Annotated in this window: 26 protein-coding genes; 6 read left to right on the top strand and 20 right to left on the bottom strand. The window is 62.6% G+C overall.

The annotated features are described in order from the left end of the window. Positions 1-19: 19 nt before the first annotated feature. The 6 genes from ATY02_RS10530 to ATY02_RS10505 form a co-directional block, all read right to left on the bottom strand. The gene (locus tag ATY02_RS10530) at positions 20-1,459 is read right to left on the bottom strand and encodes a PLP-dependent aminotransferase family protein (RefSeq protein ID WP_068577907.1); all 1,440 of its coding nucleotides are present in this window, start codon (positions 1,457-1,459) and stop codon (positions 20-22) included. A 203-nt stretch (positions 1,460-1,662) separates the two neighbouring features. Further along, positions 1,663-2,475, bottom strand: a complete 813-nt coding sequence (locus ATY02_RS10525; RefSeq protein ID WP_068577909.1) for an OmpA family protein — start codon at positions 2,473-2,475, stop codon at positions 1,663-1,665. Then, the gene (locus ATY02_RS10520) at positions 2,472-2,828 is read right to left on the bottom strand and encodes a DUF4398 domain-containing protein (RefSeq protein ID WP_068577911.1); all 357 of its coding nucleotides are present in this window, start codon (positions 2,826-2,828) and stop codon (positions 2,472-2,474) included. The genes ATY02_RS10525 and ATY02_RS10520 overlap by 4 nt, the downstream gene beginning before the upstream one ends. Positions 2,829-2,837: 9 nt before the next feature. Then, on the bottom strand, positions 2,838-3,662 hold the full coding sequence (locus tag ATY02_RS10515) for a substrate-binding periplasmic protein (RefSeq protein WP_068577913.1): 825 nt from the start codon (positions 3,660-3,662) through the stop codon (positions 2,838-2,840). 77 nt (positions 3,663-3,739) lie between these two features. Beyond that, positions 3,740-4,669 (bottom strand): electron transfer flavoprotein subunit alpha/FixB family protein, encoded by a 930-nt coding sequence (locus ATY02_RS10510; RefSeq protein WP_068577915.1) that lies wholly within the window; start codon positions 4,667-4,669, stop codon positions 3,740-3,742. Between the two features lie 2 nt (positions 4,670-4,671). Beyond that, positions 4,672-5,421, bottom strand: coding sequence for an electron transfer flavoprotein subunit beta/FixA family protein (locus ATY02_RS10505; protein WP_068577918.1), 750 nt, complete (start codon positions 5,419-5,421; stop codon positions 4,672-4,674). Positions 5,422-5,968: 547 nt separating this feature from the next. On the opposite strand from ATY02_RS10505, the gene ATY02_RS10500 reads away from it, so the two are divergent. Further along, positions 5,969-7,633, top strand: coding sequence for an electron transfer flavoprotein-ubiquinone oxidoreductase (locus tag ATY02_RS10500; protein ID WP_068577920.1), 1,665 nt, complete (start codon positions 5,969-5,971; stop codon positions 7,631-7,633). A 52-nt stretch (positions 7,634-7,685) separates the two neighbouring features. On the opposite strand, the gene ATY02_RS10495 is transcribed toward ATY02_RS10500, so the two are convergent. Further along, entirely contained in the window at positions 7,686-8,576 is an 891-nt protein-coding gene (locus ATY02_RS10495) for an AraC family transcriptional regulator (RefSeq protein WP_068577922.1), read from the bottom strand. 182 nt (positions 8,577-8,758) lie between these two features. On the opposite strand from ATY02_RS10495, the gene ATY02_RS10490 reads away from it, so the two are divergent. Further along, complete coding sequence (locus ATY02_RS10490) at positions 8,759-9,811, top strand: NAD(P)-dependent alcohol dehydrogenase (protein WP_068577924.1); 1,053 nt, start codon at positions 8,759-8,761, stop codon at positions 9,809-9,811. Positions 9,812-9,860: 49 nt separating this feature from the next. Here the strand turns inward: ATY02_RS10490 and ATY02_RS10485 are convergent, their stop codons facing one another. Next, complete coding sequence (locus ATY02_RS10485) at positions 9,861-10,340, bottom strand: GNAT family N-acetyltransferase (RefSeq protein ID WP_022643191.1); 480 nt, start codon at positions 10,338-10,340, stop codon at positions 9,861-9,863. Positions 10,341-10,517: 177 nt separating this feature from the next. Here ATY02_RS10485 and ATY02_RS10480 point away from each other — a divergent pair, with 177 nt between their 5' ends. The 4 genes from ATY02_RS10480 to ATY02_RS10465 all read left to right on the top strand — a co-directional run bounded on the left by ATY02_RS10480 (position 10,518) and on the right by ATY02_RS10465 (position 13,341). After that, positions 10,518-11,159: an HD domain-containing protein gene (locus ATY02_RS10480; RefSeq protein ID WP_068577925.1), complete on the top strand. Its 642-nt coding sequence runs from the start codon at positions 10,518-10,520 to the stop codon at positions 11,157-11,159. A gap of 114 nt (positions 11,160-11,273) precedes the next feature. Next, entirely contained in the window at positions 11,274-12,488 is a 1,215-nt protein-coding gene (locus ATY02_RS10475; protein WP_068577927.1) for an MFS transporter, read from the top strand. Positions 12,489-12,572: 84 nt separating this feature from the next. Then, a complete protein-coding gene (locus ATY02_RS10470) occupies positions 12,573-12,899 on the top strand; it encodes a hypothetical protein (RefSeq protein ID WP_068577929.1) in 327 nt (108 codons plus the stop codon). Between the two features lie 61 nt (positions 12,900-12,960). Further along, complete coding sequence (locus ATY02_RS10465; protein WP_068577931.1) at positions 12,961-13,341, top strand: Rho termination factor N-terminal domain-containing protein; 381 nt, start codon at positions 12,961-12,963, stop codon at positions 13,339-13,341. A gap of 5 nt (positions 13,342-13,346) precedes the next feature. Here ATY02_RS10465 and ATY02_RS10460 read toward each other — a convergent pair whose 3' ends face one another. The 12 genes from ATY02_RS10460 to mltG all read right to left on the bottom strand — a co-directional run bounded on the left by ATY02_RS10460 (position 13,347) and on the right by mltG (position 25,111). After that, positions 13,347-14,267, bottom strand: a complete 921-nt coding sequence (locus tag ATY02_RS10460; RefSeq protein WP_068577933.1) for a PfkB family carbohydrate kinase — start codon at positions 14,265-14,267, stop codon at positions 13,347-13,349. After that, positions 14,260-15,726, bottom strand: coding sequence for a purine-cytosine permease family protein (locus tag ATY02_RS10455; RefSeq protein ID WP_068577935.1), 1,467 nt, complete (start codon positions 15,724-15,726; stop codon positions 14,260-14,262). The genes ATY02_RS10460 and ATY02_RS10455 overlap by 8 nt, the downstream gene beginning before the upstream one ends. Before the next feature lie 162 nt (positions 15,727-15,888). After that, the gene (locus ATY02_RS10450) at positions 15,889-16,887 is read right to left on the bottom strand and encodes an ADP-ribosylglycohydrolase family protein (RefSeq protein ID WP_068577937.1); all 999 of its coding nucleotides are present in this window, start codon (positions 16,885-16,887) and stop codon (positions 15,889-15,891) included. Then, positions 16,884-17,597 (bottom strand): GntR family transcriptional regulator, encoded by a 714-nt coding sequence (locus tag ATY02_RS10445; protein WP_068577940.1) that lies wholly within the window; start codon positions 17,595-17,597, stop codon positions 16,884-16,886. The genes ATY02_RS10450 and ATY02_RS10445 overlap by 4 nt, the downstream gene beginning before the upstream one ends. A gap of 69 nt (positions 17,598-17,666) precedes the next feature. Beyond that, complete coding sequence (locus tag ATY02_RS10440) at positions 17,667-18,230, bottom strand: DUF1285 domain-containing protein (RefSeq protein ID WP_068577941.1); 564 nt, start codon at positions 18,228-18,230, stop codon at positions 17,667-17,669. Positions 18,231-18,248: 18 nt separating this feature from the next. Continuing rightward, on the bottom strand, positions 18,249-18,851 hold the full coding sequence (locus tag ATY02_RS10435) for a DUF4823 domain-containing protein (protein ID WP_068577943.1): 603 nt from the start codon (positions 18,849-18,851) through the stop codon (positions 18,249-18,251). A 100-nt stretch (positions 18,852-18,951) separates the two neighbouring features. Beyond that, positions 18,952-19,920: a GTP 3',8-cyclase MoaA gene (locus ATY02_RS10430; protein WP_068577945.1), complete on the bottom strand. Its 969-nt coding sequence runs from the start codon at positions 19,918-19,920 to the stop codon at positions 18,952-18,954. A 139-nt stretch (positions 19,921-20,059) separates the two neighbouring features. Next, positions 20,060-20,698, bottom strand: coding sequence for a TetR/AcrR family transcriptional regulator (locus ATY02_RS10425; protein WP_068577947.1), 639 nt, complete (start codon positions 20,696-20,698; stop codon positions 20,060-20,062). Between the two features lie 739 nt (positions 20,699-21,437). After that, a complete protein-coding gene (locus ATY02_RS10420) occupies positions 21,438-22,229 on the bottom strand; it encodes a TatD family hydrolase (RefSeq protein ID WP_068577949.1) in 792 nt (263 codons plus the stop codon). Positions 22,230-22,310: 81 nt separating this feature from the next. Next, complete coding sequence (locus tag ATY02_RS10415; protein ID WP_068577951.1) at positions 22,311-23,297, bottom strand: DNA polymerase III subunit delta'; 987 nt, start codon at positions 23,295-23,297, stop codon at positions 22,311-22,313. Continuing rightward, entirely contained in the window at positions 23,290-23,922 is a 633-nt protein-coding gene (gene tmk / locus ATY02_RS10410) for a dTMP kinase (RefSeq protein WP_068577953.1), read from the bottom strand. Before tmk ends, ATY02_RS10415 begins: the two co-directional genes overlap by 8 nt. 19 nt (positions 23,923-23,941) lie before the next feature. Beyond that, entirely contained in the window at positions 23,942-25,111 is a 1,170-nt protein-coding gene (gene mltG / locus ATY02_RS10405; protein ID WP_068577955.1) for an endolytic transglycosylase MltG, read from the bottom strand. Positions 25,112-25,113: the final 2 nt, after the last annotated feature.

Below are 25,113 nucleotides of genomic sequence, written 5' to 3'. Positions count from 1 at the left end.
AAGCATGGAGCCGGATTGTTCAGAACGCGCCAGTGGCCTCCTGGCACAACTGGCTGGCAAGCATTCCCAAAGTCATCAGCGCTCGCTCGGCTTCACGATTCCATGGCGTGCCGCAGTTAAGGCGCACACAGTGGTTGAACTGCTCGGTGTTACTGAAGATCAGCCCCGGAGCAATGCTGATGCCTTGTTGCAAGGCACGCACATGCAGTTCCTGGGTGTTGACCCGCCCCGGCAAGCTGACCCACAGGATGAAACCGCCAGTAGGCCGGGTAATCTGCGTTCCCTCGGGGAAATACTGCTGGACCGCCAACTGGAAAGCGCTGAGGTTCTTGCGGTACTCCTGGCGGATAAAACGCAGGTGCCGGTCATAACCACCGTTCTCCAGATAGGCCGCAACCGCCATCTGAGTGACGCTGCACGCCGAATGCGTGCTGAAGGTCTGCAAGCGCTGGATCTCCTGCTGGTACTTGCCGGCAATCATCCAGCCAATGCGCACTCCGGGCGACAACGTCTTGGAGAAACTGGAACAGTAGATCACCCGATCCAGGCGATCGTAGGCCTTGAGGGCCTTGGTACGTCCGACCTCGAACATCAGCTCGCCGTAGATATCGTCCTCGACCACCTGGATATCGAAATCCGACGCCAGGCGCAGAAGCTGCTTCTGGCGCTCTTCCGGCATGGTGCCGCCCAGCGGGTTGCTCAGGCGCGTCGTCAATACCAGTGCCTTGATCGACCATTGGTTGGCAGCCAGTTGCAAGGCTTCCAGGCTCATGCCGGTGGACGGGTCGCTGGGAATCTCGATGACCTTGAGCCCAAGCAGGTCAGCCAGTTGCAGCAAGCCGTAGTAGGTCGGCGACTCGGCAGCGATCAGGTCACCTGGGCGGGTCAGGACCCGTAGCGACATTTGCAGCGCGTCGACACAACCATGGGTGATGACCACTTCCGAAGGATCGACCACCACTCCCGCGTCACGCATGCGAATCGCTACCTGGCGCCGCAGGGGTTCGAAACCCGGGCTGAACATGTAGCTGAACGCCCGAGGACTATGAAACCGGGTGACCTTGGCCAGTTGCTGGTGCAACGCCCGCACCGGCAGGTAGTCGACACTGGGCACCGCGGCTCCCAAGGGGAAAACCCCTTCGCGACGCGACTCCACCAACACCTGCTGGATGATACTGCTACGGGTGACCAGCCCTGGCCGTTCGACCCGGGCAATGTCCGGCGTCGGTGCCGTCAGCGCTGGCGTCTGGTGCACGTAGTAACCCGACTGCGGCCGCGCCCGGATCAGCCCCTGGTCTTCGAGGTTAGCGTAGGCCTGGAGCACCGTGGCATGGCTGACATTGAGCTGCGAACTCATCTTGCGTACCGACGGTACGCGCTCCCCCGGCTGATAGACACCACGGCGAATATCCTCAGCCAATTGCTGAGCGATACGTTGATAGAGCAAGAGATTGGTCATGGCGCAGCACCCGATTTCACGGTGTTTTATTTTTGTGCGAATCAGTACCAGCACAGTTTGGAAGTGTACTGGGACAGTTCCTACAATAGTCGAGCACCCCAGTCAGTGAAAAGCATCACTGCAGTTTTTTTAGCAACTTGCGACCACCATAAAAAAACCCGATGCCTGTGGGGCATCGGGTTTTCAGCAACAACCAGGCGGCTTCAGCGAGCGGCGCCGAGCTGGCCCTTTTCATCGGAAAAGACTATTTCCACTCGCCGATTCTGGGCCCGACCACGCTCGGAGGCGTTGGCCTCCACCGGGTAGTCGTCACCATAACCCTCGACCTGGATGCGTTTTTCATCGACCCCCAGGTCCACCAGCACATCGGCCACAGCCTGGGCGCGATCACGAGACAGCTGCAGGTTGTTCTGGCGCTCGCCGGTGTTGTCGGTATATCCCTCGATGCGTACTACGCGCTTGGGGTTGAGCTGGAGGAACTGCGCCACCTTGAGCACGATGCGATTGGAGGAGTTGTTGAGCTCCGCTTCACCGGTATCGAACAACACGTCGCCCAGTGTCATCACCAGGCCACGGTCGGTATGGGTAGTGGCCATGCTGAGGATCTGCTCCTCCAGCCACTTCCCTTGCTGCTGCACGCTGCTCAGCTTGGCCTCGCGCAATGCCAGTTGCAGGCGCTGGCGCTCCAGCTCGAGCTTGGCTGCGCGCTCCTGGTTGAGCATCTGCTCGGTGTGTTCCCGGGCAATCTCACTGTAGCGGCGGCTGAGATAGGCGTAATGCTCAACGTCGCTGCCACTGCCCCAATAGCTTGAAAGACGATCGGCACGGGCCAGTGATTCACCGGCGCGGATCACATCCTTGGGCGCGCTGCGCAGGACATTGGAGTCCTCCTTGACCTTCTGGAAGTCGTTGTAGGCCTGTTGCAGGGCTTCCTCGCTCTGCTGGCCGGCACAGCCCACCAGGCTGGCGCAGACCCACAGCAGGGCACTGCCAAATACCGGTTTGGAAATCTTCATTGGGCATCCCCCAGTTGCTTGCGCAGGCGAGTGATGCGGGTGTTGAGTACGTTCACCTGCTCCTGGCTCTTCTGGGTCAGCACCTTGGCTTCGGCCAGGCGCGCATCCAGCTCGGCCTGCTCGGCTCGTACCCGGGCTTTCTTGTAGGACTCATCCTGCATATTGCCCTGGGCTCGGGAAAACTTTTCTTCGGCCAGTTTCAATTCCGGCACCTGCTCGGCCGTAGCACCCACAGCCTTGGCCTGCTCCAGGGCCCGGGCAGTCAGACGCATCTGCTCGTTGGGGGCCGGATCGGATGCACAACCGGCCATGGCCAGAAAGGCCAAGGCAGCAAAAAGAGGTCGAATAGTCACACAAGATTCCTACGGTTTGGGGCTGCTGACGGGTTGCTGCAACTGGGCTTTCCAGCGCTCCAGATTGCGCTGCAACAGGGCCTCCGTCAGACCGGACGCGGGCAATTCTGTCATCTTTTTTGCCAGCTGTCCGCGCAACCATGGGTCATTGCAAGCCGAGTTGTGGGACAACGCCAGGAACAGCCCTGACTTGTCGATAGGTTGGGGAAACGCGACCAGGTCCGCCGCCATTCCCAGGGACTGGGCCATGGTCATACCGGCATAACGCGGCGCCAGCACATAGTCCACTTCGCCCAGCAGCAGCTTCTGGAAGACCTGGGTCAGGTTTGGCAGGTGCTTGAGTTGCAGGTGCTCCTTGGCCAGCGCCACGAAGGGCTGCGTCAGGCGAGCCTTTTCCGACACAGCGCCAGTACGCCCATGCAAGTCCGCCAATTGGGTGTAGGCCAGGGTCGAGTCCTTGCGAGTCCAGACCAGGTAGTCGTTCAGCACCAGCGCCGGATGGATGTAGTCCAAGGACTCCAGTTCATTGATGGTCAGCGGTGCATCGGCCAGCATGTCCATGCGCCCACTACGCACCTCCTCCAGGGCTTCGGAGCGTTTGCCGGCATACAGCAACTCCACCTTGAGGCCCAACTCCCCTGCCACCTGTTGCAGCAGGTCGGCACTGGCCCCCATCAGGTGCTTGGGGTCCTGTGGATCGCGCCATAGGTAAGGTGGCGCATCGGGACTGCCGGTCACTACCAGCCGCTCGCACTTGCCCGCAGCCATCCCCTGCGACGAGCACAGCAACATGCCCAACAGTACTGGCCAGCCACTCACGCGGCGCAGATCCATGGCGATACCTCCCAACAAACGGCAGACAAAAAAAACCCGGCCAAAAGGCCGGGCTCTTTATAAGTGAAGCCGCTGGATTAGACCAGCTTCTCCAGCTCAGGTACCGCTTCGAACAGGTCAGCCACCAGGCCGTAGTCGGCCACCTGGAAGATGGGCGCCTCTTCGTCCTTGTTGATCGCGACGATCACCTTGGAGTCCTTCATGCCCGCCAGGTGCTGGATCGCGCCGGAGATACCGACGGCGATGTACAGCTGTGGCGCGACGATCTTGCCGGTCTGGCCGACCTGCATGTCGTTAGGCACGAAGCCTGCGTCCACGGCCGCGCGGGAAGCGCCGACCGCAGCGCCCAGCTTGTCGGCCAGGGCGTACAGGTGCTTGAAGTTGTCGCCGTTCTGCATGCCGCGGCCGCCGGAAACGACGATCTTGGCAGCGGTCAGCTCAGGACGATCGGACTTGGCCAGCTCTTCGCCGACGAAGCTCGACTTACCGGCATCGTGGACCGCACCAACGGTTTCCACCGCAGCCGAACCACCTTCGGCGGCAACGGCGTCGAAGCCGGTGGCGCGCACGGTGATGACCTTGACCGCAGCAGTGGACTGCACGGTAGCAATGGCGTTACCGGCATAGATCGGACGCTTGAAGGTGTCGGCGCTTTCTACCGAGATGATCTCGGAGATCTGGTCGACGTCCAGCTGGGCAGCAACCCGCGGCAGGATGTTCTTGCCGTTGGAAGTGGCGGCAGCCAGGATGTGGCTGTAGCCAGCGCCCAGCTCGGCAACCAGCGGTGCGACGTTTTCCGGCAGTTGGTGCGCATAGGCAGCGTTGTCGGCTACCAGCACCTTGGCCACGCCAGCGACTTTGGCAGCAGCCTCGGCCACGGCGCCAACGCCTTGACCGGCCACCAGCACGTGAATGTCGCCACCGATTTTGGCAGCAGCGGCCACGGTGTTCAGGGTGGCCTGGGCCAGCGCTTTGTTATCGTGTTCAGCGATTACCAAGATAGTCATGATCAGATTACCTTCGCTTCGTTTTTCAGTTTCTCGACCAGTTCAGCCACCGACTTGACCTTGATGCCTGCGCTGCGTGCAGCCGGCGCTTCGACTTTCAGGATCTTGTTGGTGGAGGCGGTGGAAACGCCCAAAGCATCAGGAGTCAACGTCTCGAGCGGCTTCTTCTTGGCTTTCATGATGTTCGGCAGCGACGCGTAGCGCGGCTCGTTCAAACGCAGGTCGGTGGTGACGATCGCTGGCAGGTTCAGCGCAACGGTCTGCAGGCCGCCGTCGATTTCACGGGTGACATTGACCTTGTCGCCAGCCACTTCGACCTTGGAGGCGAAGGTGCCTTGGGCGTAGCCGCTTAGGGCCGCCAGCATCTGGCCGGTCTGGTTGTTGTCGCTATCGATGGCCTGTTTGCCCAGGATCACCAGTTGAGGCTGTTCCTTGTCGACCACAGCCTTGAGCAGCTTGGCCACGGCCAGGGAGGTCAACTCTTCAGCGGACTCGACGAGGATCGCGCGATCGGCACCCAGTGCCAGGGCGGTACGCAGTTGCTCTTGAGCAGTAGCGGGACCGATGGAGACGACGACGATTTCAGTCGCCACGCCTTTCTCTTTCAGGCGTACGGCTTCTTCCACTGCGATTTCGCAGAAAGGGTTCATCGACATCTTGACGTTGGCGAGGTCGACGCCAGAGTTGTCCGCCTTGACGCGAACCTTGACGTTATAGTCGACCACTCGTTTGACAGCTACAAGAACCTTCATGGATTCCTCGTTACTCTCCGGTGAAAAGAAAGTCGCCTAGGCGAGAACCTGGCGGTTGATGCTCATCGGCACAAGGGCACCTCCAAAAACGCCGGCGCACATAAGGTAGACGTTGCTCACGAGGTGATGACCGTTCGTCAGTGGTGACCGACGAGTCATTCATTATCGCGGCGTGTAAACTGCGCACTTTCAAGCTGCGCGGCCCGTCACCTTCACTGCCTTTGCCCTGCCTTTAGAGGTGCTCTTGAGACCAACAGTCAGCCTACGGCGAGCGCAAAACCGACCGTATCTTGACCGGAACACCTTTTCCGGTCAATACGGCAAAATGGCCGTTCATACGCCGCGCTTCTTTGATTTACCTGGCCTGCGGCAATTTCAAACAAACGTTTGTATTGGACGCTAGGAGTGGTGTAGATATAATGCGCCGCCCAGAGAGAAAGGTCGGCCGTCCCTCCCCTCTCCCCCCATCGGCGATGGGAGAAAGCGGGACGCAATGCCAAACCTCCAATTAGAAAAAACCGTTGAGCCTTGAGTAGGAGATAGCCTAGTGGAACGCGAATACATGGAATTCGACGTAGTCATCGTCGGTGCCGGCCCCGCAGGCTTGTCCGCCGCTTGCCGCCTGAAGCAGAAGGCTGCAGAAGCAGGCAAGGAAATCAGCGTCTGCGTCGTTGAAAAAGGCTCCGAAGTCGGTGCCCACATCCTTTCCGGCGCCGTGTTCGAACCACGGGCCCTGAACGAACTCTTCCCTGACTGGAAGGAACTGGGCGCCCCGCTCAACACCCCGGTCACCCGCGACGACATCTATGTCCTGCGCAACGGCGAAGCCGCCACCAAGGTTCCCGACTTCTTTGTGCCCAAGACCATGCACAACGAAGGCAACTACATCATCTCCCTGGGCAACCTGTGCCGCTGGCTGGCCCAGCAGGCCGAGAACCTGGGCGTGGAGATCTACCCAGGCTTCGCCGCCCAGGAAGCCCTGATCGACGAAAACGGCGTGGTCCGCGGCATCCTCACCGGCGACATGGGCGTGGATCGCGAAGGCCATCCCAAGGACGGCATGTACACCCCGGGCATGGAACTGCGCGGCAAGTACACCCTGTTCGCCGAAGGCTGCCGTGGCCATATCGGCAAGCAGCTGATCAAGCGCTTCAACCTGGACAGCGACGCCGACGCCCAGCACTACGGCATCGGCCTCAAGGAAATCTGGGAAATCGACCCGGCCAAGCACCAACCGGGCCTGGTGGTACACACCGCCGGCTGGCCGCTGGACATCATGGGCACCGAGAACACCGGCGGCTCCTTCCTCTATCACCTGGAGAACAACCAGGTGGTGGTCGGCCTGATTGTCGACCTGTCCTACTCCAACACCTACCTGTCGCCGTTCGATGAATTCCAGCGCCTCAAGCACCACCCGGTACTCAAGCAGTACCTGGAAGGTGGCAAGCGCATCAGCTACGGCGCCCGCGCCATCTGCAAGGGCGGCCTGAACTCGCTGCCGAAGATGGTGTTCAAGGGCGGCGCGCTGATCGGCTGCGACCTGGGCACCCTGAACTTCGCCAAGATCAAGGGCAGCCACACCGCCATGAAGTCCGGCATGCTGGCCGCCGATGCCGTGGCCGATGCGCTGCTGGCCGGTTCCGAAGGCGCCGACGAGCTCAACAGCTACGTCAGCGCATTCAAGTCCAGCTGGCTGCATGACGAGCTGTTCGCCAGCCGTAACTTCGGCCCGGCGATCCACAAGTTCGGCGCCATCGTCGGTGGTGGCTTCAACTGGGTCGACCAGAACCTGTTCGGCGGCAAGCTGCCGTTCACCCTGCACGACACCAAGCCGGACTACGCCTGCCTCAAGCTGGCCAAGGACTGCGTGAAGATCGACTACCCGAAACCCGACGGCAAGCTGAGCTTCGACAAATTGAGCTCGGTGTTCATCTCCGGTACCAACCACGAAGAAGAGCAGCCTTGCCACCTGAAGCTCACCGACCCGAGTATCCCCCTGGGCCGCAACCTGCCGCTGTACGACGAGCCAGCCCAGCGCTACTGCCCGGCCGGCGTGTACGAAGTGGTCACCCAGGAAGACGGCGAGAAGCGCTTCCAGATCAACGCCCAGAACTGCGTGCACTGCAAGACCTGTGACATCAAGGACCCTGCGCAGAACATCACCTGGGTCACCCCGGAAGGCTCCGGCGGCCCGACCTACCCGAACATGTAAGTCGACGCCCTGCGAAAAGGCCCCCATATGGGGGCCTTTTTCATTCCAGCGCTCAAGCCGCGCGCTCATCCCCCGGGCTGCGCTCGAAGTAACGCTTGTACTCGCGGCTGAATTGCGAGGTGCTCTGGTAACCCACCCTGTGGGCCACCTGGGCCACGCCCAACCCCTCTCCCAGCAGCAATTGCTGGGCCTTGAGCAGCCGCAAGCGCTTGAGGTACTGCACCGGCGACAACAAGGTGCTGCGCTTGAAATGCTCATGGAAAGCCGAGGTACTCATATTGGCGCAGCGGGCCAGGGTCTCGACGTTCAACGGCTCGGTGTAGTGCTGGTGCAAATGGTTGAGCGAGGCGGCGACCCGGGCGAAATGCCCCTGCTGCTCCACCAGCGCCCGCAAGGCTTCGGCCTGGGGTCCGCGCAAGGCGGCGAACAGCAGCTCACGGACCCGCGCCGGCCCCATGACCTTGCACTCCAGGGGATCGTGCAGGCAGCGCAACAAGCGCTCCACACAACCGCGCATGCTGTCGTCGAGGACCACCGAGGTCATGGACTCCAGGGTCTGCGCCGCGGCTGCGGGTCCATCGCCGATGCCCATGGCCAGCACCAGTTCCCTGAGCACGGCGCGGTCGATACCGATGGAGATTCCCAGCAGCGGCGCGTTGGGCAAGGCGAAGGTTTCGCACTCGAACGGCACCGACAGCGCCTGGATCAGGTAATGCCCGGCACCGTACTCCAGGGTCCGAGTGCCCAGGTACGCAAGCTTGCTGCCCTGGACGATGATCATCAGGCTCGGCTCGTAGATCTGCGGCCCCCGGGCCACATCGCGGCTGGCCCGCAGCACCTGGATCCCGGGCAAGGCAGTAGCGGCGAAGCCCTCGCGACTGGCCAGGGGCTCGAGCAGCGCGACCAGGGGGGCATTGGCGTCCAGATGGCGGGTCAACAACATGTGGGCAAACTTCATGCAAGGGAAGGGATGCCAGCATCATCGCAGGTCCGTTGGCCAATGCCCCGTGAAAACCGTCGATGGCGGAGGATTAGGCATGACATGCCGAGGAATCGCCATGGTTGCCCGCAAGCCTCGCGCCGACAATGCGCCGCCTCACTTGTCAGCGCTTTGCGAGGTCCACCATGTACACCGCCATCGGTTATGCCGCCCAGTCGGCCACCACTCCCCTCGCCCCCATGAGCTTCCAGCGGCGCAGCCCGCGCCCGGACGACGTGGCCATCGAGATCCTCTACTGCGGCGTCTGCCACTCCGATATCCACCAGGCCCGCAACGAATGGGGCATCGCCGTGTACCCGCTGATGCCGGGCCATGAAATCATCGGCCGGGTCACCGCCGTCGGCTCCAGCGTCAGCCTGCACAAGGTCGGCGACCTGGTCGGCGTCGGCTGTATGGTGGACTCCTGCCGCCAGTGCGAGGCCTGCGCCGCCAACCTGGAACAATACTGCCTGCAGGGTCCGACACTGACCTACGCCTCGCCAGACCGGATCGATGGCAGCAACACCATGGGTGGCTATTCCGACAGCATCGTGGTCAGCGAGCATTTCGTGGTGCGCATCCCCGAGTCCCTGGACCCGGCCAGCGCCGCGCCGATCCTCTGCGCCGGCATCACCACCTACTCGCCGCTCAAGCACTACGGCGTCAAGGCCGGGGACAAGGTGGGGATTCTCGGCATGGGCGGCCTGGGCCACATGGGCATCAAGTTCGCCAAGGCCCTGGGGGCCGAAGTGACCTTGTTCACCCGCTCGGCGAGCAAGGCCGAGGAAGCCCGGCAACAAGGCGCGGATCACGTGATCGTGTCCACCGACCCGGCGCAGATGCAGGCCGCGGCCGGGCAGTTCGACTTCCTCCTGGACACCATCCCGGTGGCCCACGACCTCAATCCCTACCTCGACACCCTGCGCTTTGACGGCGTGCACATCCTGGTGGGCCTGATCGAACCGGTGGACCCGGCACTGCACGCCGGCAAGCTGGTAATGGGCCGCCGGGTGCTGGCCGGCTCGTTGATCGGCGGCATCGCCGAAACCCAGGAAGTGCTGGATTTCTGCGCCGAGCACGGCATCCGTTGCGACATCGAGATGCTGGATATCCGCCAGATCAACCAGGCCTACGAGCGCATGATCAAGGGCGACGTGAAATACCGCTTCGTGATCGACATGGCGACCCTCAAGGCCTGAGTCGACCTTGAGTGCGGCGCCAGCGACCCGGATCGCTGGCGCCCGCGCTTCAGCCGCGGGCGAAGGCCCGCAGCACCTCGCCATCCATGCGGTACTTGACCCATTCCTCCTGGGGCTGCGCACCCAGGGACTTGTAGAACTGGATCGCCGGTTCATTCCACTCCAGCACACTCCACTCGAAACGCCCGCAATCGTTGTCGCAGGCGATCTGCGCCAGATGCCGCAACAGTTGCTTGCCGGCCCCTCCGCCACGCTGCTCGGGGGTGATGTAGAGATCCTCCAGGTACAGACAGTTGCTGCCCAGCCAGGTGGAATAGCTGAAGAAGAACACCGCGAAACCGATCGGTACGCCGTCGCGCAGGCACATCAGGCCATGGGCCGTGGCGCCTTCGCTGAACAGGCTGCGCTCGATATCGGCGACGCTGGCGATCACCTCGTGACGGGCTCGCTCGTAGTCGGCGAGTTCGGTGATGAACGCAAGGATCTGCAGGGCATCGCTGGGCAGCGCAGGACGGATTTCGACGGTCATCGGCGGTTCTCATGGCGGAATCAGGTCGGCCATATTAGAACGACAGCCGAAAGACATGCACGGGCATTTATCCACCATCGGCTATCCCTGCGTGCCGGCCTTGCGCCGCATCGACACTTATCGTCACCAGCGCCAGCGGTTAGAGTGACGACCACACCGCCAACCGGAGCCTGCCCCATGACTTTCGCGCCCCTGGAACCCTTGGCTGCCAGCCTGCTGCCCCATGCCTTCGAACCCCACGACGACGGCGCCCACGACCTGTCCCACCTGTATCGGGTGTGGAGCAATGTCCGGCGCATCGCCGCAGAGGAAGGCGGCGACCTGCGCCTGCTGCTGGCCGCAACCCTGCTCCATGACTGCGTGAACGTGGAAAAAAGCTCGCCGCTGCGCTCCCAGGCTTCGCGGCTCTCGGCCCAGCGGGCACGGCAGATCCTGGCCGACTTGCACTGGAGCGCCAGCGATATCGAGGCCGTGGCCCATGCCATCGCCGCCCACAGTTTTTCCGCCGGGCTGACACCGACTACCCTGGAAGCGCGAATCCTCCAGGATGCCGATCGCCTCGACTCCCTGGGCGCGCTCGGCGTGGCTCGCACTTTCTATGTCTCGGGGCGCCTGGGCCGAGCCCTGTACGACCCGGCCGACCCACGGGCCAGACAACGCGAACTGGATGACTCGCGCTTCACCCTGGACCACTTCCAGAGCAAGCTGCTGCACTTGGCCGAAGGCTTCCAGACCACCACTGGCAGCAAACTGGCACAGGTCCGGCATGAACGCCTTGAACGCTTTCGGCGCGAGTTGCTGGAGGAAATCGGCCAGTAGCACCCACATTCACTCCGCTGCCGACTGATCCTGAGGCGGTGAGTAATGGAACAATCACTGGCTACAGACGTGTTAGAAAGCCCCGCACAACGACAAGCATAAAGAGGCGCTTTCATGTCCCCCTGCACGCCCCCGTCACCTCGGGTTTTCGACCCGTTGTTCGGGCTGTTCTGCCTGGGCAGCTACCTGCTGTCCCTGTCCTATGGCTCGACCTTCCTCCTCTCGCTGCTGATCAGCAGCCACGGCGGCAACGAGCATGACGCCGGCCGGGTGATTTCCGTGGCGATGCTCAGCACCTTCGTTGCGGTGATCGCCTCCGGGCACCTGGCGGACTGGCTCGGCGCAGCGCGCTCGGTGGCCTGCTTCGGCAGCCTGCTGGTCATCGCCTGCCTGGGCTTCGCCCTGACGCCGGGCGTCGGGCCCGCACTGTTGTGCTTCGGCTTGATCCTTGGCCTGGGTTGGGGAGTGTTTTACACCCTGGGACCGATCATCGTCGCCATGCTGGTCGCCCCCTCGCAGCGTCCACGCTACTTCGCCCTGTTGTCAGGCAGCATGATGAGCGGCATCGGCTCCGCTCCACTGCTCGGACGCCTGGCCAGTGCCCTGGGATATCCCCTGAGCAGCAGCTTTTTCCTTGCCGCCGCAGCCAGCCTGCTAGGTGTGCTGATCTTCTGGCGACTGGCTGGCCACCTGCAGCGGCGTACCGACCACCTGGGCACCGCAGCGGCACGAATCACCTGGACCGGCACCCTCCGGGTACTGACCTCCAGGGCCCTGTTCCCGATCCTGATGGTGGGCCTGGGAGGTTGCGTGTTCGGCGGCCTGTCGAGCTTCCAGACCAGCTATGGCCCCGCCCGAGGCGTGGACTACTCACTGTTCTTCATTGGTTTCATGAGCGCGGCCATCGCCAGCCGGATGCTGATTGCCGGCATCGTGGTCAAACGCGATCCGTACTGGGCCGCGTGCCTGTTGTCGGGATTGATGATGGTGTCGATCCTACTGTTCCTGTCGGTGGTGGACAGCAGCGCCAGCTACCTGCTGGCCGCCATGGCACTGGGCATCGGCTATGGCCTGACCTACTCGGTGATCAACGGCCAGGCAGCCAATGAAGCGCCACCGGGCCACACCTCGCAGGCATTGCTGCTGTTCAGCCTGTCCTACTTCATTGGCGTATTCGGCTTCCCGTGGCTGGCCGGACGGATCATCGTCGAAGCCGGAATCCAGGCATTGCTGCTAGGCGTGCTGGCGATCGCCACAGTGAACTGGCTGATCGCGCTTGGCCGCCTGGGCTGGAGCTACCGGCTTCGATCCCGGGCGGCCCAGGCCTGACACCGCTCGTCGATCACCCGGCACCAATCGCGGGCCAGGGCAGACCAATATCAGGTAGCGACTCTAACGAATGGAGGCGACATCATGATCAAGGTCCAACTCTCTGCCCTGGTCCTGGCCGGACTGCTGTCCAGCGCGGCCATGGCCGGCTCCACCGGCCCCACCAACCCCGTGGAAGGCCCCAAATCCCCGGCTACCCAAGGCTCACCGAAGATCAACATCAACCCGCCGACCATGGACGAAGGCTCGTTGCCACCGGCCACCGGCACCGATCCACGGATCCAGGGCAACGACAACGGCCGCCAGGGCGGTGCCGGCACCCTGGACTCAGGGACACCGGACAACGGCAAAAGCGGCACCGGCTCCAAGACCACCACCGGCGGCTCGGGCTCCGAAGGCAGCAATCAGTAACGGGCCATTCGCGCTGTCATCCAGCCAGTCCTGCTTGCCAGGATCCAAGAGGAAAGACGCCATGACTCGAGGAAGCAAAGCCAAGTACACCCTGGCCCAGCGGCGCAAGGCGGCGGCCATCGAGGCCAGCTATGAAGAACGCGGCCTGCCCCCGGAGGAGGCCGAAGCCAGGGCCTGGGCCACGGTCAACAAGCAGTCCGGCGGCGGCGAGCGGGCCGGGGGCTCCGGCAGGGACAAGAACCCGACGGACAAGGCCCGGGCCCGCAGCGACTCAGCCCGGCGCGCAGCCGCGAGCCGCCAGGGCCACCCACGTAACAGCAAGGCGTCGCTGGCCACCCAGACCAGGGACAGCCTGCTCCAGGAAGCACGGGTAAAGAACATTGCGGGACGCTCGCGCATGCGCAAGCAGGAATTGATCGAAGCCTTGTGCCAGGCTGGCTAAGCGGATCAGCAAGCCCGCAGCATGGCCTCAACTTCTGCAGTGCCCGGCGCCGTGGCCGGCCCCCGGCGGGTAACCGCCAGGGCTGCCGCGGCGTTGGCCCGGCGAGCGGCTGCCAGGGGCGCGTAGCCCGCCGCGAGGGCCGCGACAAAGACCCCAGCGTGGGCATCACCGGCCCCATTGCTGTCCAGCGCTTCGACCTGAAACCCGGGCACCAGGGCATGTCGCCCCTGCTGGCGGACCCAGCACCCCCGGGGACCATCACGCAGCACCAGCAAAGCCTCGGGTGCCAGGCGCATGGCCAAGTGCTCCAAGGCACTGTCGATATCCAGGCACCCGGTGAATTGCAGCGCCTCGGCGCGATTGCTGCTCCAGATACCCACCCGAGGCAGCAGGGCCGCTATCAGCGATGGTTCCACCGAGCCCAGTAGAGGTCCCGGATCGAACATCAGCGGCAGGTCGCTTGGCAGGGCCAGCAACCAGTCGAGCAAAGCCTGGGCCTTGCTCGCCTGCAGCAGGCTGTAGCCACTGACATAGACATAATCATCGGCCGCCACCCGGACCTGCGCCAGGTCCTCGGTGGACAGCTCGCCCTCGGCACCGATATGGGAAATGAAGGTGCGCTCGGCACTGGCATCGGTCAGGACCACACACAAGCCGGTATCGGCGCCAGGACTGCACGCCAGGCTCATCTGGATGCCTTCGCGCTGCATCGCCTCGCGCGCCAGGTCACCGAAGCGCCCCTGGCCATGGCGCCCCAGGTAGACCACCGGCAAGCCGTTACGCGCCGCCGCCGCCATGACATTGAAACCGCCACCGGCATCGAAGCGTGCCGACTCGGCCAACACCTCGCCCCCCGGCGCCGGCAGGCATTCCACCGGCATCGCCAGATCGACAATGACCTGGCCGCTATGAAGCAGCCTAGGCATTGGCATTCTCGGCAAAACCGGCACGCCGGTCCCGCGCCCCGCCCAGCAACCCATAACCACCACCGGCCACCAGGAACGTGACAACCCAGCCCAGGCCGTTCTGGCCTAGCCATGAATTGGCCAGAGGCCCGGTGAACCAGACATCCTCGGCGGTGGTACCAATGCTGGTGAAGCAAAAACCCAGGACGATCGCCAGCAACCAGGCGCCGAAGGCGCGCCATTCGATACCGCCCTGGTACCAGTAGGCACTGGTGGGGCTGACATCCAGCAAGTCGGCGGCGCTGTAGTGGTGACGGTGGACCAGGTCCATCACGAAGATCCCCACCCAGGCGGTGATGGGTACCGCCAGCAGGGAAATGAAGCTGATGAAGGGGCCATAGAAGCTGTCGGCGATCAGCATGAAGTAGATCGAGCCGATGAAGATCGCCACGATGTCCACCAGCACCGCATAGACACGCTTGACCTTCAGGCCCAGGGTCAATGCGGTGAGGCCGGCGGAATACACCGACAGGTTGTTCGACAGCAGCAGCCCGCCGAAGGCGGCGACCAGGTAAGGCACGGCCATCCAGGTCGGCAGCATGTCGCGGATGGCAATGATCGGATCGACTGCCGAGGCCAGGTGATCATTGCCCACCGACAGCAAGCCCCCCAACGTGATCAAAAGTACCAGCGGAATGCCGGCACCGAAGGCGGCCGAGGCCACCAGGCGGCCGGCGGTGACCGAGCGCCGCTGATAACGCGACATGTCCGCCCCGGAGCTGGCCCAGCCGATACCGGTACCCGCGGCCATGGTGCCGATGCCGATCAACACGGCGCTCATGGGTGCTGGAGCGGCATTGAACACGGCTGTCCAATCGATGGTGGCGCAGAGGAACCCGCCCACCAGCACGTTCAACGCGCCAAAACCATAGGTGGCCCACTTCTGGATCAGCAGCAAGGTGGCGTGCCCCAGGCCCGATACGCTCAGGGTCAGCAGCACGAAAATGGCGATGAACAACAGAGTCAGCAAAGGTGCATCCTTCGCCGACGCCGGGGTCTGGAACAGGATCGAACTCAGGGACAGCAGGACGAAGGCGGCCGTGGTGGTATTCACCGTTTCCCAGCCCACCCGGGACAGCATCGACACCAGGGTCGGGCCAATATTACCCCGCACCCCGAAGATCGCCCGTGACAGCGTGAGGCTGGGAGCCCGCCCCCGCCGACCGGCTACCGAGATCAGGCCGACCACGGCGAACGAGCCCACCGAGCCGAGGAACGCCACCAGCAGTACCTGCCAGATCGACAAGCCACGAAACGCTACCAGCGTCGCCCCCAGGGGCAAGCCGAGAATACTGATATTGGCTGCGAACCAGACCCAGAACAGTTGTAGCGGATGGCCGTCGCACTCCGCCTCGGGGACGGGTTCGATGCCACGGGTCTCCAGTTGCCCGGCACCCTGCCCGGCTGTCGATGAACTCATCGGTAACGCTCCTGTTGCCGTTGTTATGGTCTTAGGCAATTTCGGAAGTCGCTGAACATCCCGGCATTCCTGGCCGTATCCAGAGCCGCCAGCCGCAGCGGGCGAGCTCAGGGCTTTCCATAGCGGTCGGCGGCTGGCCGACGGTGCAACGGCCTTGGCGAATCAGCGCAAGGCCAGCAGTTGTTCTACCAGAGGCTGCAGATCCAGTTTATTGACCTGCCGCACCAAGGCGATCAGATCGCCAGGCCAGCCGTCCAGGCCCAGGCAAGCGCCGAGCATGGCGCCGAGGATCGCGGCAATCGTGTCGGTGTCGCCGCCCAGGCTGGCCGCCAGGCACAGCGCCTCGAAAGCCGCCAGCTGCCCCAGCGCCACTTGTCCGGCCAGGGCAAAACTCACCACCACCGACTCCTGGGAGGCCACCGAGGTACCAATCAGTTCATACAGCGTCCGGGTGAACCGGGCCTTGTCGCCATCGACCCGCAAGGTCGCGGCCCACTCCAGGCGGGCAGCGATGCTCGCGCCGGCCACCCAGTAACCGTGCGCCTCGGCCTGGCGGGCAAGCCGCATCCCCAGGGCAAGGGCCTCGACCAGCGGTGCCCCGTTGATTCCCGCAGACACCACCGCGGCCACTGCCGCTGCGCTGGCAATGCCCAGGCTGGTGTTATGGGTCACCTGGCAGGCCTGGGCCACGGCCTGGACAAAGGCCTGCGGCTCGGCAACATCGGTAGCGATCGCCACCGGGGTGATGCGCATGGCTGCACCATTGGTGGTGCCATAACGCCCCGACTCCTCCACCGAATACCCGGCGAGGATCATCTCAATGGCATGTTTGGTGGAAGGCCCCAGCAGATCCTGGGAACCCTTGGCTCGCATGGCGGCTTCCCATTCGACCAGGCCCTGCGCCAGCTCTTGCGGATCGATCCGGCCTCGCCCCTGCACCAGCAGGCGCCCGACCAGGATCGCCTGCTCGGTGTCATCGGTGATCGAGCCCTTGGGCATGTTGGCGGCGATCGGCTGGTCCGGGCCGGCGTCCTCCAGGGTATGGATGCTGCCGAAACGTTGGCGGATCTGCTCATGGCTCAGGGACTGGGTCGGCATCCCCAGGGCGTCGCCCAAGGCCAGTCCGTAGAAAGCTCCCAGCGCACGCTGGATGGGGCTCACGGCAAATCCCCGAATTGCAGGTGCATGCGAAAATGCTGCGGGTCCAGGAGGCTTTCGACCTGCTCCATGAAACGGCCCTGGCGGTCATAGGTGGTACGCAGGGCCTTGAGGAACACTTCACCGGTGGCCCGCCCCAGCAACTCGGCGTCCTCGGCACTCAACGGCTCGGCGCCGATCCATTGGTCACCGCGCTCGCCGATATAGCCATAGGCGGCCAGGGTGATGGTCAGGGAATCATCGATCAGGCCGACCCGAGGCAGGCCTTCCAGCTCGCCGGATGCAGGGATCAGCGAACGCTCAAGGGACAGTACCCGGCCATCGGTGCTGCGACGCCGGCGATCCAGGGCGATGAACCGGTCAGTGCCCAGGCGATGCTTGAGGTCCGGACGACAGATCGCCTCTAAGCGCAACACCTCGGTGTTGATCAGTGCGCCGCTGTCGGCCAGGGCCTGGGCCCAGCCATGGTTTTGGTCCAGTGCGACACCGTCGAAGGTGACGATGGAGCCCACCCCGCTCTGCGTGGCAATGTAATTACGTCGCTTGAGCTCAGCCAGGGCCTCGCGCAGGGTGCCACGGCTGACACCGAACTCCTCGGCCAGGCGATGCTCTCCCGGTAGCTGGAAGCCGTCCTCCATCAGGCCGCTTTCAATGCGCCGGATCAGCTCGTCGACCACCCTTTTTTTCTTATCGAATCGGACATGTTTGATCATGTCGGATTTGATACATGAAAGGCCGGATCAAGAGCAAGAAATATATTCTTACAACAGTCCGGGCGCGGCTCAAGGCTCCGGGCCAATGGGGAAAAATACCCCGCCGCTCCACACCCCAAGCCAGCTCCGGCCGTCCAGGACGCGAGCCTGCGCCAGCTCCACCAACTGGTAGAAAACATTGCGATGGATCAGCGCCTCGAGATTGTGTCGAATGTGGATATAAGGCGCCGGTTCCCCGGTTTGCGGGTCAACCTCTACCCGCAGCGGATGCTCGCTGCCGGCACACACCTGCTCATCGACATGAGTGAAAAAGCGCAGCTCCTGCTCCTCGCCTCGCCCCTCCACTTCCAGGGTCACCGCGACAAAGGGCGCGTCATCGACCTTGATCCCGACCTTCTCCACCGGGGTGACGAGGAAGTAGTCGTCACCATCGCGGCGGATGATGGTGGAGAACAACTTGACCATGGGCTTGCGACCGATGGGCGTACCCAGGTAGTACCAGGTCCCGTCGCGGGCGATACGCATGTCGATATCGCCGCAGAACTCGGGATTCCACGAATGGACCGGCGGTAAACCCTTTTCAGCCTTGGGAATCTGCGCCAGCAAATCGTTGGCCTTGCCTGGACCACTCATACCACTCTCCTCCTTGCTTCAGTCGCTCAACCCCAACAGGCCACGAGCGTATTGCTGCAGGGGTGGGCCGAGCAAGTCTTGCGGCTTGTTGTCATGGAACGTCAGTAAACCGCCGCGACTGCGCATGCGCGCGGAATCGATCAGGTACTGAGTGCTGGTTTCGATCAGCATGATCTGGATGGTACTGGTGTCGACCCCCAGGCGATCCACCGCTTCCTGGTCCAGCCATTCGTCAGAGTTGCCGATGCGGTCATCGGCCTTGGCGAACCGCGCATAGAGCAGGTAATGCGCGCCCTGGCTCCGAGCTTCGGCCATGGCTTCATTGAGGCCTTCCGGAGCCTTGGCCCGGCGGACCATCGGGAAATACTCGATAAAGCCGTTGAAGGCTTCCTCAGCCACTACGTTAGGTCGCGGATAAGCGCTGCCAGGCGGCACAAAGTGCCCTTGGGCGATGAAAATGAACGAATCGGGTTGAATGCGAAACGAACTGGTACGCCGGGTATCGCTATGATCGAGCATCCCCGCATCGCTCAGGTGGTAGCGCACCCCTTCGCCCATATCACTGACATTCATGCAGCCGCCAAGCGCCAAAAAGGCCAGCAGCAAAACCAGGCTACGCATCCTACCCTCCAAAATCCGGTGACGGAAAACCGGCGAATTGCCACGAGATGCAGCTTCCGCGCCAGCTCTACTATCGAAGGGGATGGCAGCTACCCAAGGGTCAACCACCAATGATTTTCATCACCGTGGCGCCACCGGAAAATGCCACGTCCTGCTTGTCGCCCAAGGCCTTGACCAACAACCGCTGTAGAGCTGGCAGGGCTTGATGACGCGGTTTGTCCAGCAAGTCGCCGACATAGTGGCGGTTGCTCGAGGACAGGCAGCCGTGCAGCCAGCCGGTGGACGACAGGCGCAAGCGCGAGCAGGTCCGGCAAAATGGCACGCTTTCGTTGGCGATCACGCCGAAGTGGCCCAGGCCGGGGATTTCATAGCGCACAGCAGTGGCGTCCAGCGGCGCCTCGGCTTGCAGGTATTCGTAACGCTGGCCGATCAGCTCCAGCAGTTGCCGCAAGCTGACAAACTGCTGCACAAAGGCATTGCCATCGCTGGCCAGGTGGCCCATGCGCATCAACTCGATGAAGCGCAGTTCGTAGCCCTGTTCCAGGCAGTAATCGAGCAGCGGCATGACCTGGTCCAGGTTCTGCCCCCGCAGCGGCACCATATTGACCTTGACCTTCAAGCCTGCCGCACGCGCCTGCGAGAGGCCATCAAGCACTGTGGCCAAGTCGCCACCACGGGCAATGCTGCGAAAAGCCGCGGCATCCAAGGTATCGAGGGAAACGTTGACGCGCCGGATGCCGGCATCGAGCAGCAGCGGCAATTTGCGCGCGAGCAGTTGGCCATTAGTGGTCAGGCTGATGTCCTCCAGGCCCATCTGCCCTACAGCCGCCATGAAGGATTCCAGCTTGGGACTGACCAGCGGCTCGCCGCCAGTGATGCGCAAGCGCTCGATACCGGCGGCCTCGATCAGATACGCCACGCCCCGCGCCATCGCCTCGGCCGACAACTCGTCCTGGGCAGCCACCAGCCGCTTGCCATTGGGCACGCAGTAGGTACAGGCGTAGTTGCACGCAGACGTCAGGCTGATCCGCAAGTTGCGAAAGCGCCTGCCTTGACGATCGACGATCATGGATGACTCCGGCGTAAGAAGGGAGAGGCGCACAAAACCTGACTCAAAAATCAGGTTTTAGCAAGTCCCAAGCCTGAGTATATTCCTCGGACACTGCGCCATACAGAGCACTGATGGCGCAATCCAACGCTTGAGCGCGTCAGTGGTTCGAGGTGTCGGGGTCGCGCTTGCGCTTGTTGCCCATGCGCACGCCGATGTCCATCAGGAACTGGAAGAAGCCTTCCTGGTCTTCCAGCACATTGCTCCAGAACGGCGAGTGGTACAGCGCCACGGCACCATGGACCAATGCCCAGGAGGCGCAGTAATGGAAGTACGGAGGCACGTCTTCCAGCTTGCCTTCGCTGATACGGCCCTTGATCAGCAGGGTCAGGCGCTCGAAGTTGGAAGCACGGATCTTGTGCAGTTCCTCGACCATCTCCGGAACCTGGTTGCCCTTGACCACCTTCTCTTCCAGGCGGTCGAACAACCGGTAGCGCTGTGGATCGCGCATGCGGAACTCGAAGTAGGCCCGGGACAGGGCCTCCTTGTCCTTGTCGACATCGGCAGAGTGCAGCAACTCGTTCAAATCCCGCTCATAGTCGAGCATCAGGCGCAGGTAGATTTCCGCCTTGGACTTGAAGTGCTTGTAGATGGTCCCTTTGCCGATACCCACGGCATCCGCAATCATCTCGACGGTGACGCTGTCTTCACCTTGATCGAGGAACAGCTTGAGCGCGGTATCGAGAATTTCTTGCTCACGGCGACGAAATTCACGGACCTTACGAGGTTCTTTCTGCATAAGAAAAGGTCTGTTCGGGGTCAAAATCGAAGCCGCGTATTATGCCTAACTTGCGCCAAAATGCACGGATCATCCGTCGTTGCCACGGTTTCCGACACAAAACTCGATCTGCTGGAAGCCCCCGGAGTGAGCCTGAAAAACCCGCTATCGCCCATGGATACTGGGGCCAAAGGCAGTTCCAGAAGCAAACATCGAGCGAGTCAAAGGCTCGAATCAGACTACAAGGTCCAGCCTTTCCTACAGCAAGAACCCATGACCACTCAAAGCCTAGTGCTCGACGAAAATAATGCAACGAGTCGCGATTCCAACATGCGGGCTACCAGACAAGCCCGATTCGACTGCATCAGTCGCAATGCAAAGCAGGGACAAGCACGGTTCTGCAGCCAGGGTGATGAGTGCTTGCTAAAAAACGGCCAGAACGGCCTGTTTCACCGAAAAAGAAGGCAGATCCGCCTATTTTCAACGAAGCAATGCGCAATCCTGCAACAGGCCCGGCAAGTGAGAACTCATGGGAAGCGCTCGTATTCCAAATTTGTTTAAAAAACGAGCAGGGGTAACTGGACTCAATACGATAGTGATCAATACTTGAAATGTCGGCGGGACATCTCCCCCAAGTGAAACGCCGATCTAGGTACCGAAGGACCGCGTGCCTTAGTTTTACTCCTAATGGTCTTAACCCGGATTCACCCCCCAGAACCCGGGTTTTTTTTGCCTGGAATTTGCCGCGCCGGCGCGCGCCTCAGATTGCGCTCTTGACCCTGGCCAAGGGAAACAGGCGCTTGAAGTTCGCCGTGGTCTGTTCGGCAAACGCCTCATAGGACTCACCGCGCAACATGGCCAGGAACTCCGCCACTTCACGCACGTACTGCGGCAAGTTGGGCTTGCCGCGATAAGGTATGGGTGCCAGGTACGGCGAATCGGTCTCCACCAGCAGGCGGTCGGCCGGCACTTGCCGCGCTACGTCGCGCAGGGCATCGGCATTGCGGAAAGTCACGATTCCCGACAGGGAAATGTAGAACCCAAGATCCAGGGCAGCCTTGGCCATGTCCCAATCCTCGGTGAAGCAATGCAGCACTCCAGCGTTGGGCAATGCCGCTTCGCGCAACAACGCCAGGGTGTCGGCACGGGCGCCCCGGGTATGCACGACCACTGGCTTGCCGGTCTGTTGGGCGGCCTGCAAGTGCAGGCGGAACGATGCTTGCTGCAACTGGGCAGCTTCGGGTTCGTAGTGATAGTCCAGGCCGGTCTCGCCAATGGCCACCACACGCGGATGGTTCAACTCGTCCAGCAGCCAGTCCAGGGCCGGCGCAGCCCCCGGCTGCACGTCCAAGGGATGCACCCCCACTGAACAATCGACATCGTCATAGCGGTCGGCCAGGGCCTTGACGTCCGCCGCATTGTCGGCACTCACGCCGATGCACAGGAAATGCCCCACGCCACGCTGGCGGGCCGCTGCCAGTGCGGCATCAAGGGAGCCATCATGGGCGGCAAGGTCGAGGCGATCGAGGTGGCAATGGGAATCTACAAGCATAGGGCTACAACTGCATCCGATGAATGAAAGGCCGGAGGTCGTTATCCGGCCGGGAACAGGTCTGATTCTAGGCGCCGCGCATCAGTTCCGGGTAGGCAGCGCCGCCCACTGGACCAGCAACGCCTCCAACAACAGGACACGATTGAGATTGGCCTTGTTCAGGACCTTCTGCCGTTGGACCAGGATCCAGTCCTGGATCTCCAGGACCCTGGCCTGGGGCGACTTCTGCGCCAGGTACTGCACCACCTTGCGCATATCAGCCAATCCCAGCCCGTCCTCGTCCTGGGTCAGTTGATAGCGCAAGGCCAGGTTCGACCAGTCACAGAACCAATCGAACAGCAGCAGCAAGGGAATGGCGTTCCAGGACTCGGCCAACTGGGTTGGCGACTGCTGTTGCTTGAGCAGCTTCTTCACCCCTTCCACTACCTGCGCACGCTGCTCACGAACGCCCTGGGCCTGCAATCCGGCGGCAGCCAGGGGCGAACCGGCAGCCAGGGTCAACAGCTCCACTCGCTCCTCTTCGCTGCATTCGGGCAAGGCTGTGGCCAGCCACTGCAGGCTCATAGCCTCGCTGGGCAACGGACAAGCCTGCTGCACGCAGCGGCTCTTGATGGTCGGCAACAACCGACTGGGCTGGTGGCTGACCAGCAACAGCACAGTGTCTCCGGAAGGCTCTTCAAGGCTCTTGAGCAATGCGTTGGAAGCATTGATGTTCATCGCCTCCACAGGCTCGATCAGCACCACCTTGCGACCACCCAACTGCGCGGTCTGGACCACGAAACTCACCAGCTCGCGCACCTGGTCGACCTTGATCGCCTTGTCCGCCTCTTCGGGCTCCAGGATGTAGTTGTCCGGATGGCTGCCCGCCTGCAGCAGCAGGCAGGACTTGCATTGCCCGCAGGCGTCCAGCCCTTGTGGCTTCTGGCACAGCAAGCGCGCCATCAGGCGCTCGGCCAGGGCTCGCTTGCCGATCCCCGCAGGGCCATGCAGGAGATAGGCATGGGCATGCTGGGTACGCCCGGCCAATTGCTGCCAGAGGCTCGCCTGCCAGGGAAAGACGTCAGCCACGGGCGCGCTCCAGCAAGCGAGGCACCAGGGCATCCAGGGATTGCTGGACCTGGGCCAGGGGCTGTGCCGCGTCGACCAGGAAGTAACGTTGCGGGGCGCCAGCAGCGCGCTCAAGGAACGCCTCGCGGACCTTCTGGAAAAAAGCCTGCCCTTCCAGCTCGAAGCGATCCAGGCGACCACGGGCACTGGCCCGCGCCAGGCCAACTTCTACCGGCAGATCGAAGACCAGGGTCAAATCCGGCCGCAGCTCGCCCTGGACGAAATCCTCCAGAGCCTCGATCCGCTCGAGGCTCAAGCCACGCCCCGCGCCCTGGTAGGCGTAGGTGGAGTCGGTGAACCGGTCACAGAGCACCACCGCACCACGGGCCAGTGCGGGACGGATCACCGTCGCCAGGTGCTGGGCACGGGCCGCGAATACCAGCAGCAGTTCCGTATCGCTGTTCATGACCTCGTCAGCCGGGGTCAGCAGCACGTCACGGATACGCTCGGCCAGGGGAGTACCACCGGGCTCGCGAGTCAGCACGACCTCGATGCCTGCGGCGCGCAAGCGCTCGGCAAGGTACTCACGATTGGTGCTTTTGCCCGCGCCTTCCGGGCCTTCCAGAGTAATAAACAAGCCTGTCACGGGCAGTCCTTGATCAAATTCATTGTGGGCTTTTCGGGGCGGGTTCGGGCTCGCCAGCTGCAGGAGCCGCCAGCGGGGTCGATGGCGCTTGCTCAGCCTCGCCCCCTGCGTCACCAGCCGCCGGGGTTCCGGCCTCCGAAGTTGCCGGGGCGCTCGCAGGTGCCGGACTGGAACGATAATCGGCACGCCGCTTGAGCTGAAACTCGCGCACAGCACTGTTGTGGGCGTCCAGGTCGTCGGAGAAGACATGGCTGCCATCTCCCCTCGCAACAAAGTACAGGCTCTTGCCCGCCACCGGATTAAGCGCGGCGTGAATCGCCTCGCGCCCCACCATGGCAATCGGCGTCGGTGGCAGACCGGCATTCACGTAGGTGTTGTAGGGCGTGGACTCTTTCAAGTGCGCCCGGGTCAGCTTGCCGGTGTAACGCTCGCCGAGACCATAGATCACCGTTGGATCGGTCTGCAGCAGCATGCCAATTTGCATTCGACGCACGAATACTCCAGCGATCTGCCCGCGCTCCTGGGGTACGCCGGTTTCCTTTTCCACCAGCGACGCCATGATCAGCGCCTGGTAGGGATCACTGTAGGGTGCATCGTCGGCCCGCTTGCTCCACTCCTTGGCCAGCACCTCGTCCAGACGGACGTAGGCTTTTTCCAGAAGCTCGGCATCGGTCATGCCACGAACAAAACGATAGGTGTCGGGAAAGAAGCGCCCCTCGGGAAACACCCCGGCATGCCCAAGCTTGTCCATCACCTGGCTGTCGCTGAGGCCTGCCAGGGTCTGCTGCAGTTTGTCGCTCTTGGCCAGGGCGTTGCGAACCTGGCGGAAGTTCCAGCCCTCCACCAGGGTCAGGCTGTACTGCACGACCTCGCCCCGTTGCCAGACCCCGATCAGCCCCTCGGCCGTCATCCCCGGAGTCATGCGGTACTCGCCACTGTGCAGAGGTTGGTTAGGCAGATTGAAACGCCAGTACAAGCGCAACCAGAAGGCATCCTCGATGACACCGTCGGCTTGCAAGCGATTGAAGGTACCGGTGGGAGTGGAGCCTGCAGGAACATCCAGCAACTGCTCCTGGCTCAGGTTCAGCGGTTGCTCAAGGGCCGAGTGCAACTTCCAGGCACTTGCACCCAACAGCAGCCCTGCCAGGACCAGTCCGGTTTCCAGCAGGAGCAATAATTTACGTCTCACGA

The organism is Pseudomonas sp. BIOMIG1BAC, from assembly GCF_001705995.2.
Classification (GTDB): domain Bacteria; phylum Pseudomonadota; class Gammaproteobacteria; order Pseudomonadales; family Pseudomonadaceae; genus Aquipseudomonas; species Aquipseudomonas sessilinigenes.
Note: the sequence above shows the minus strand (reverse complement) of the source record. Positions and strands in the feature narration are given on the sequence as shown.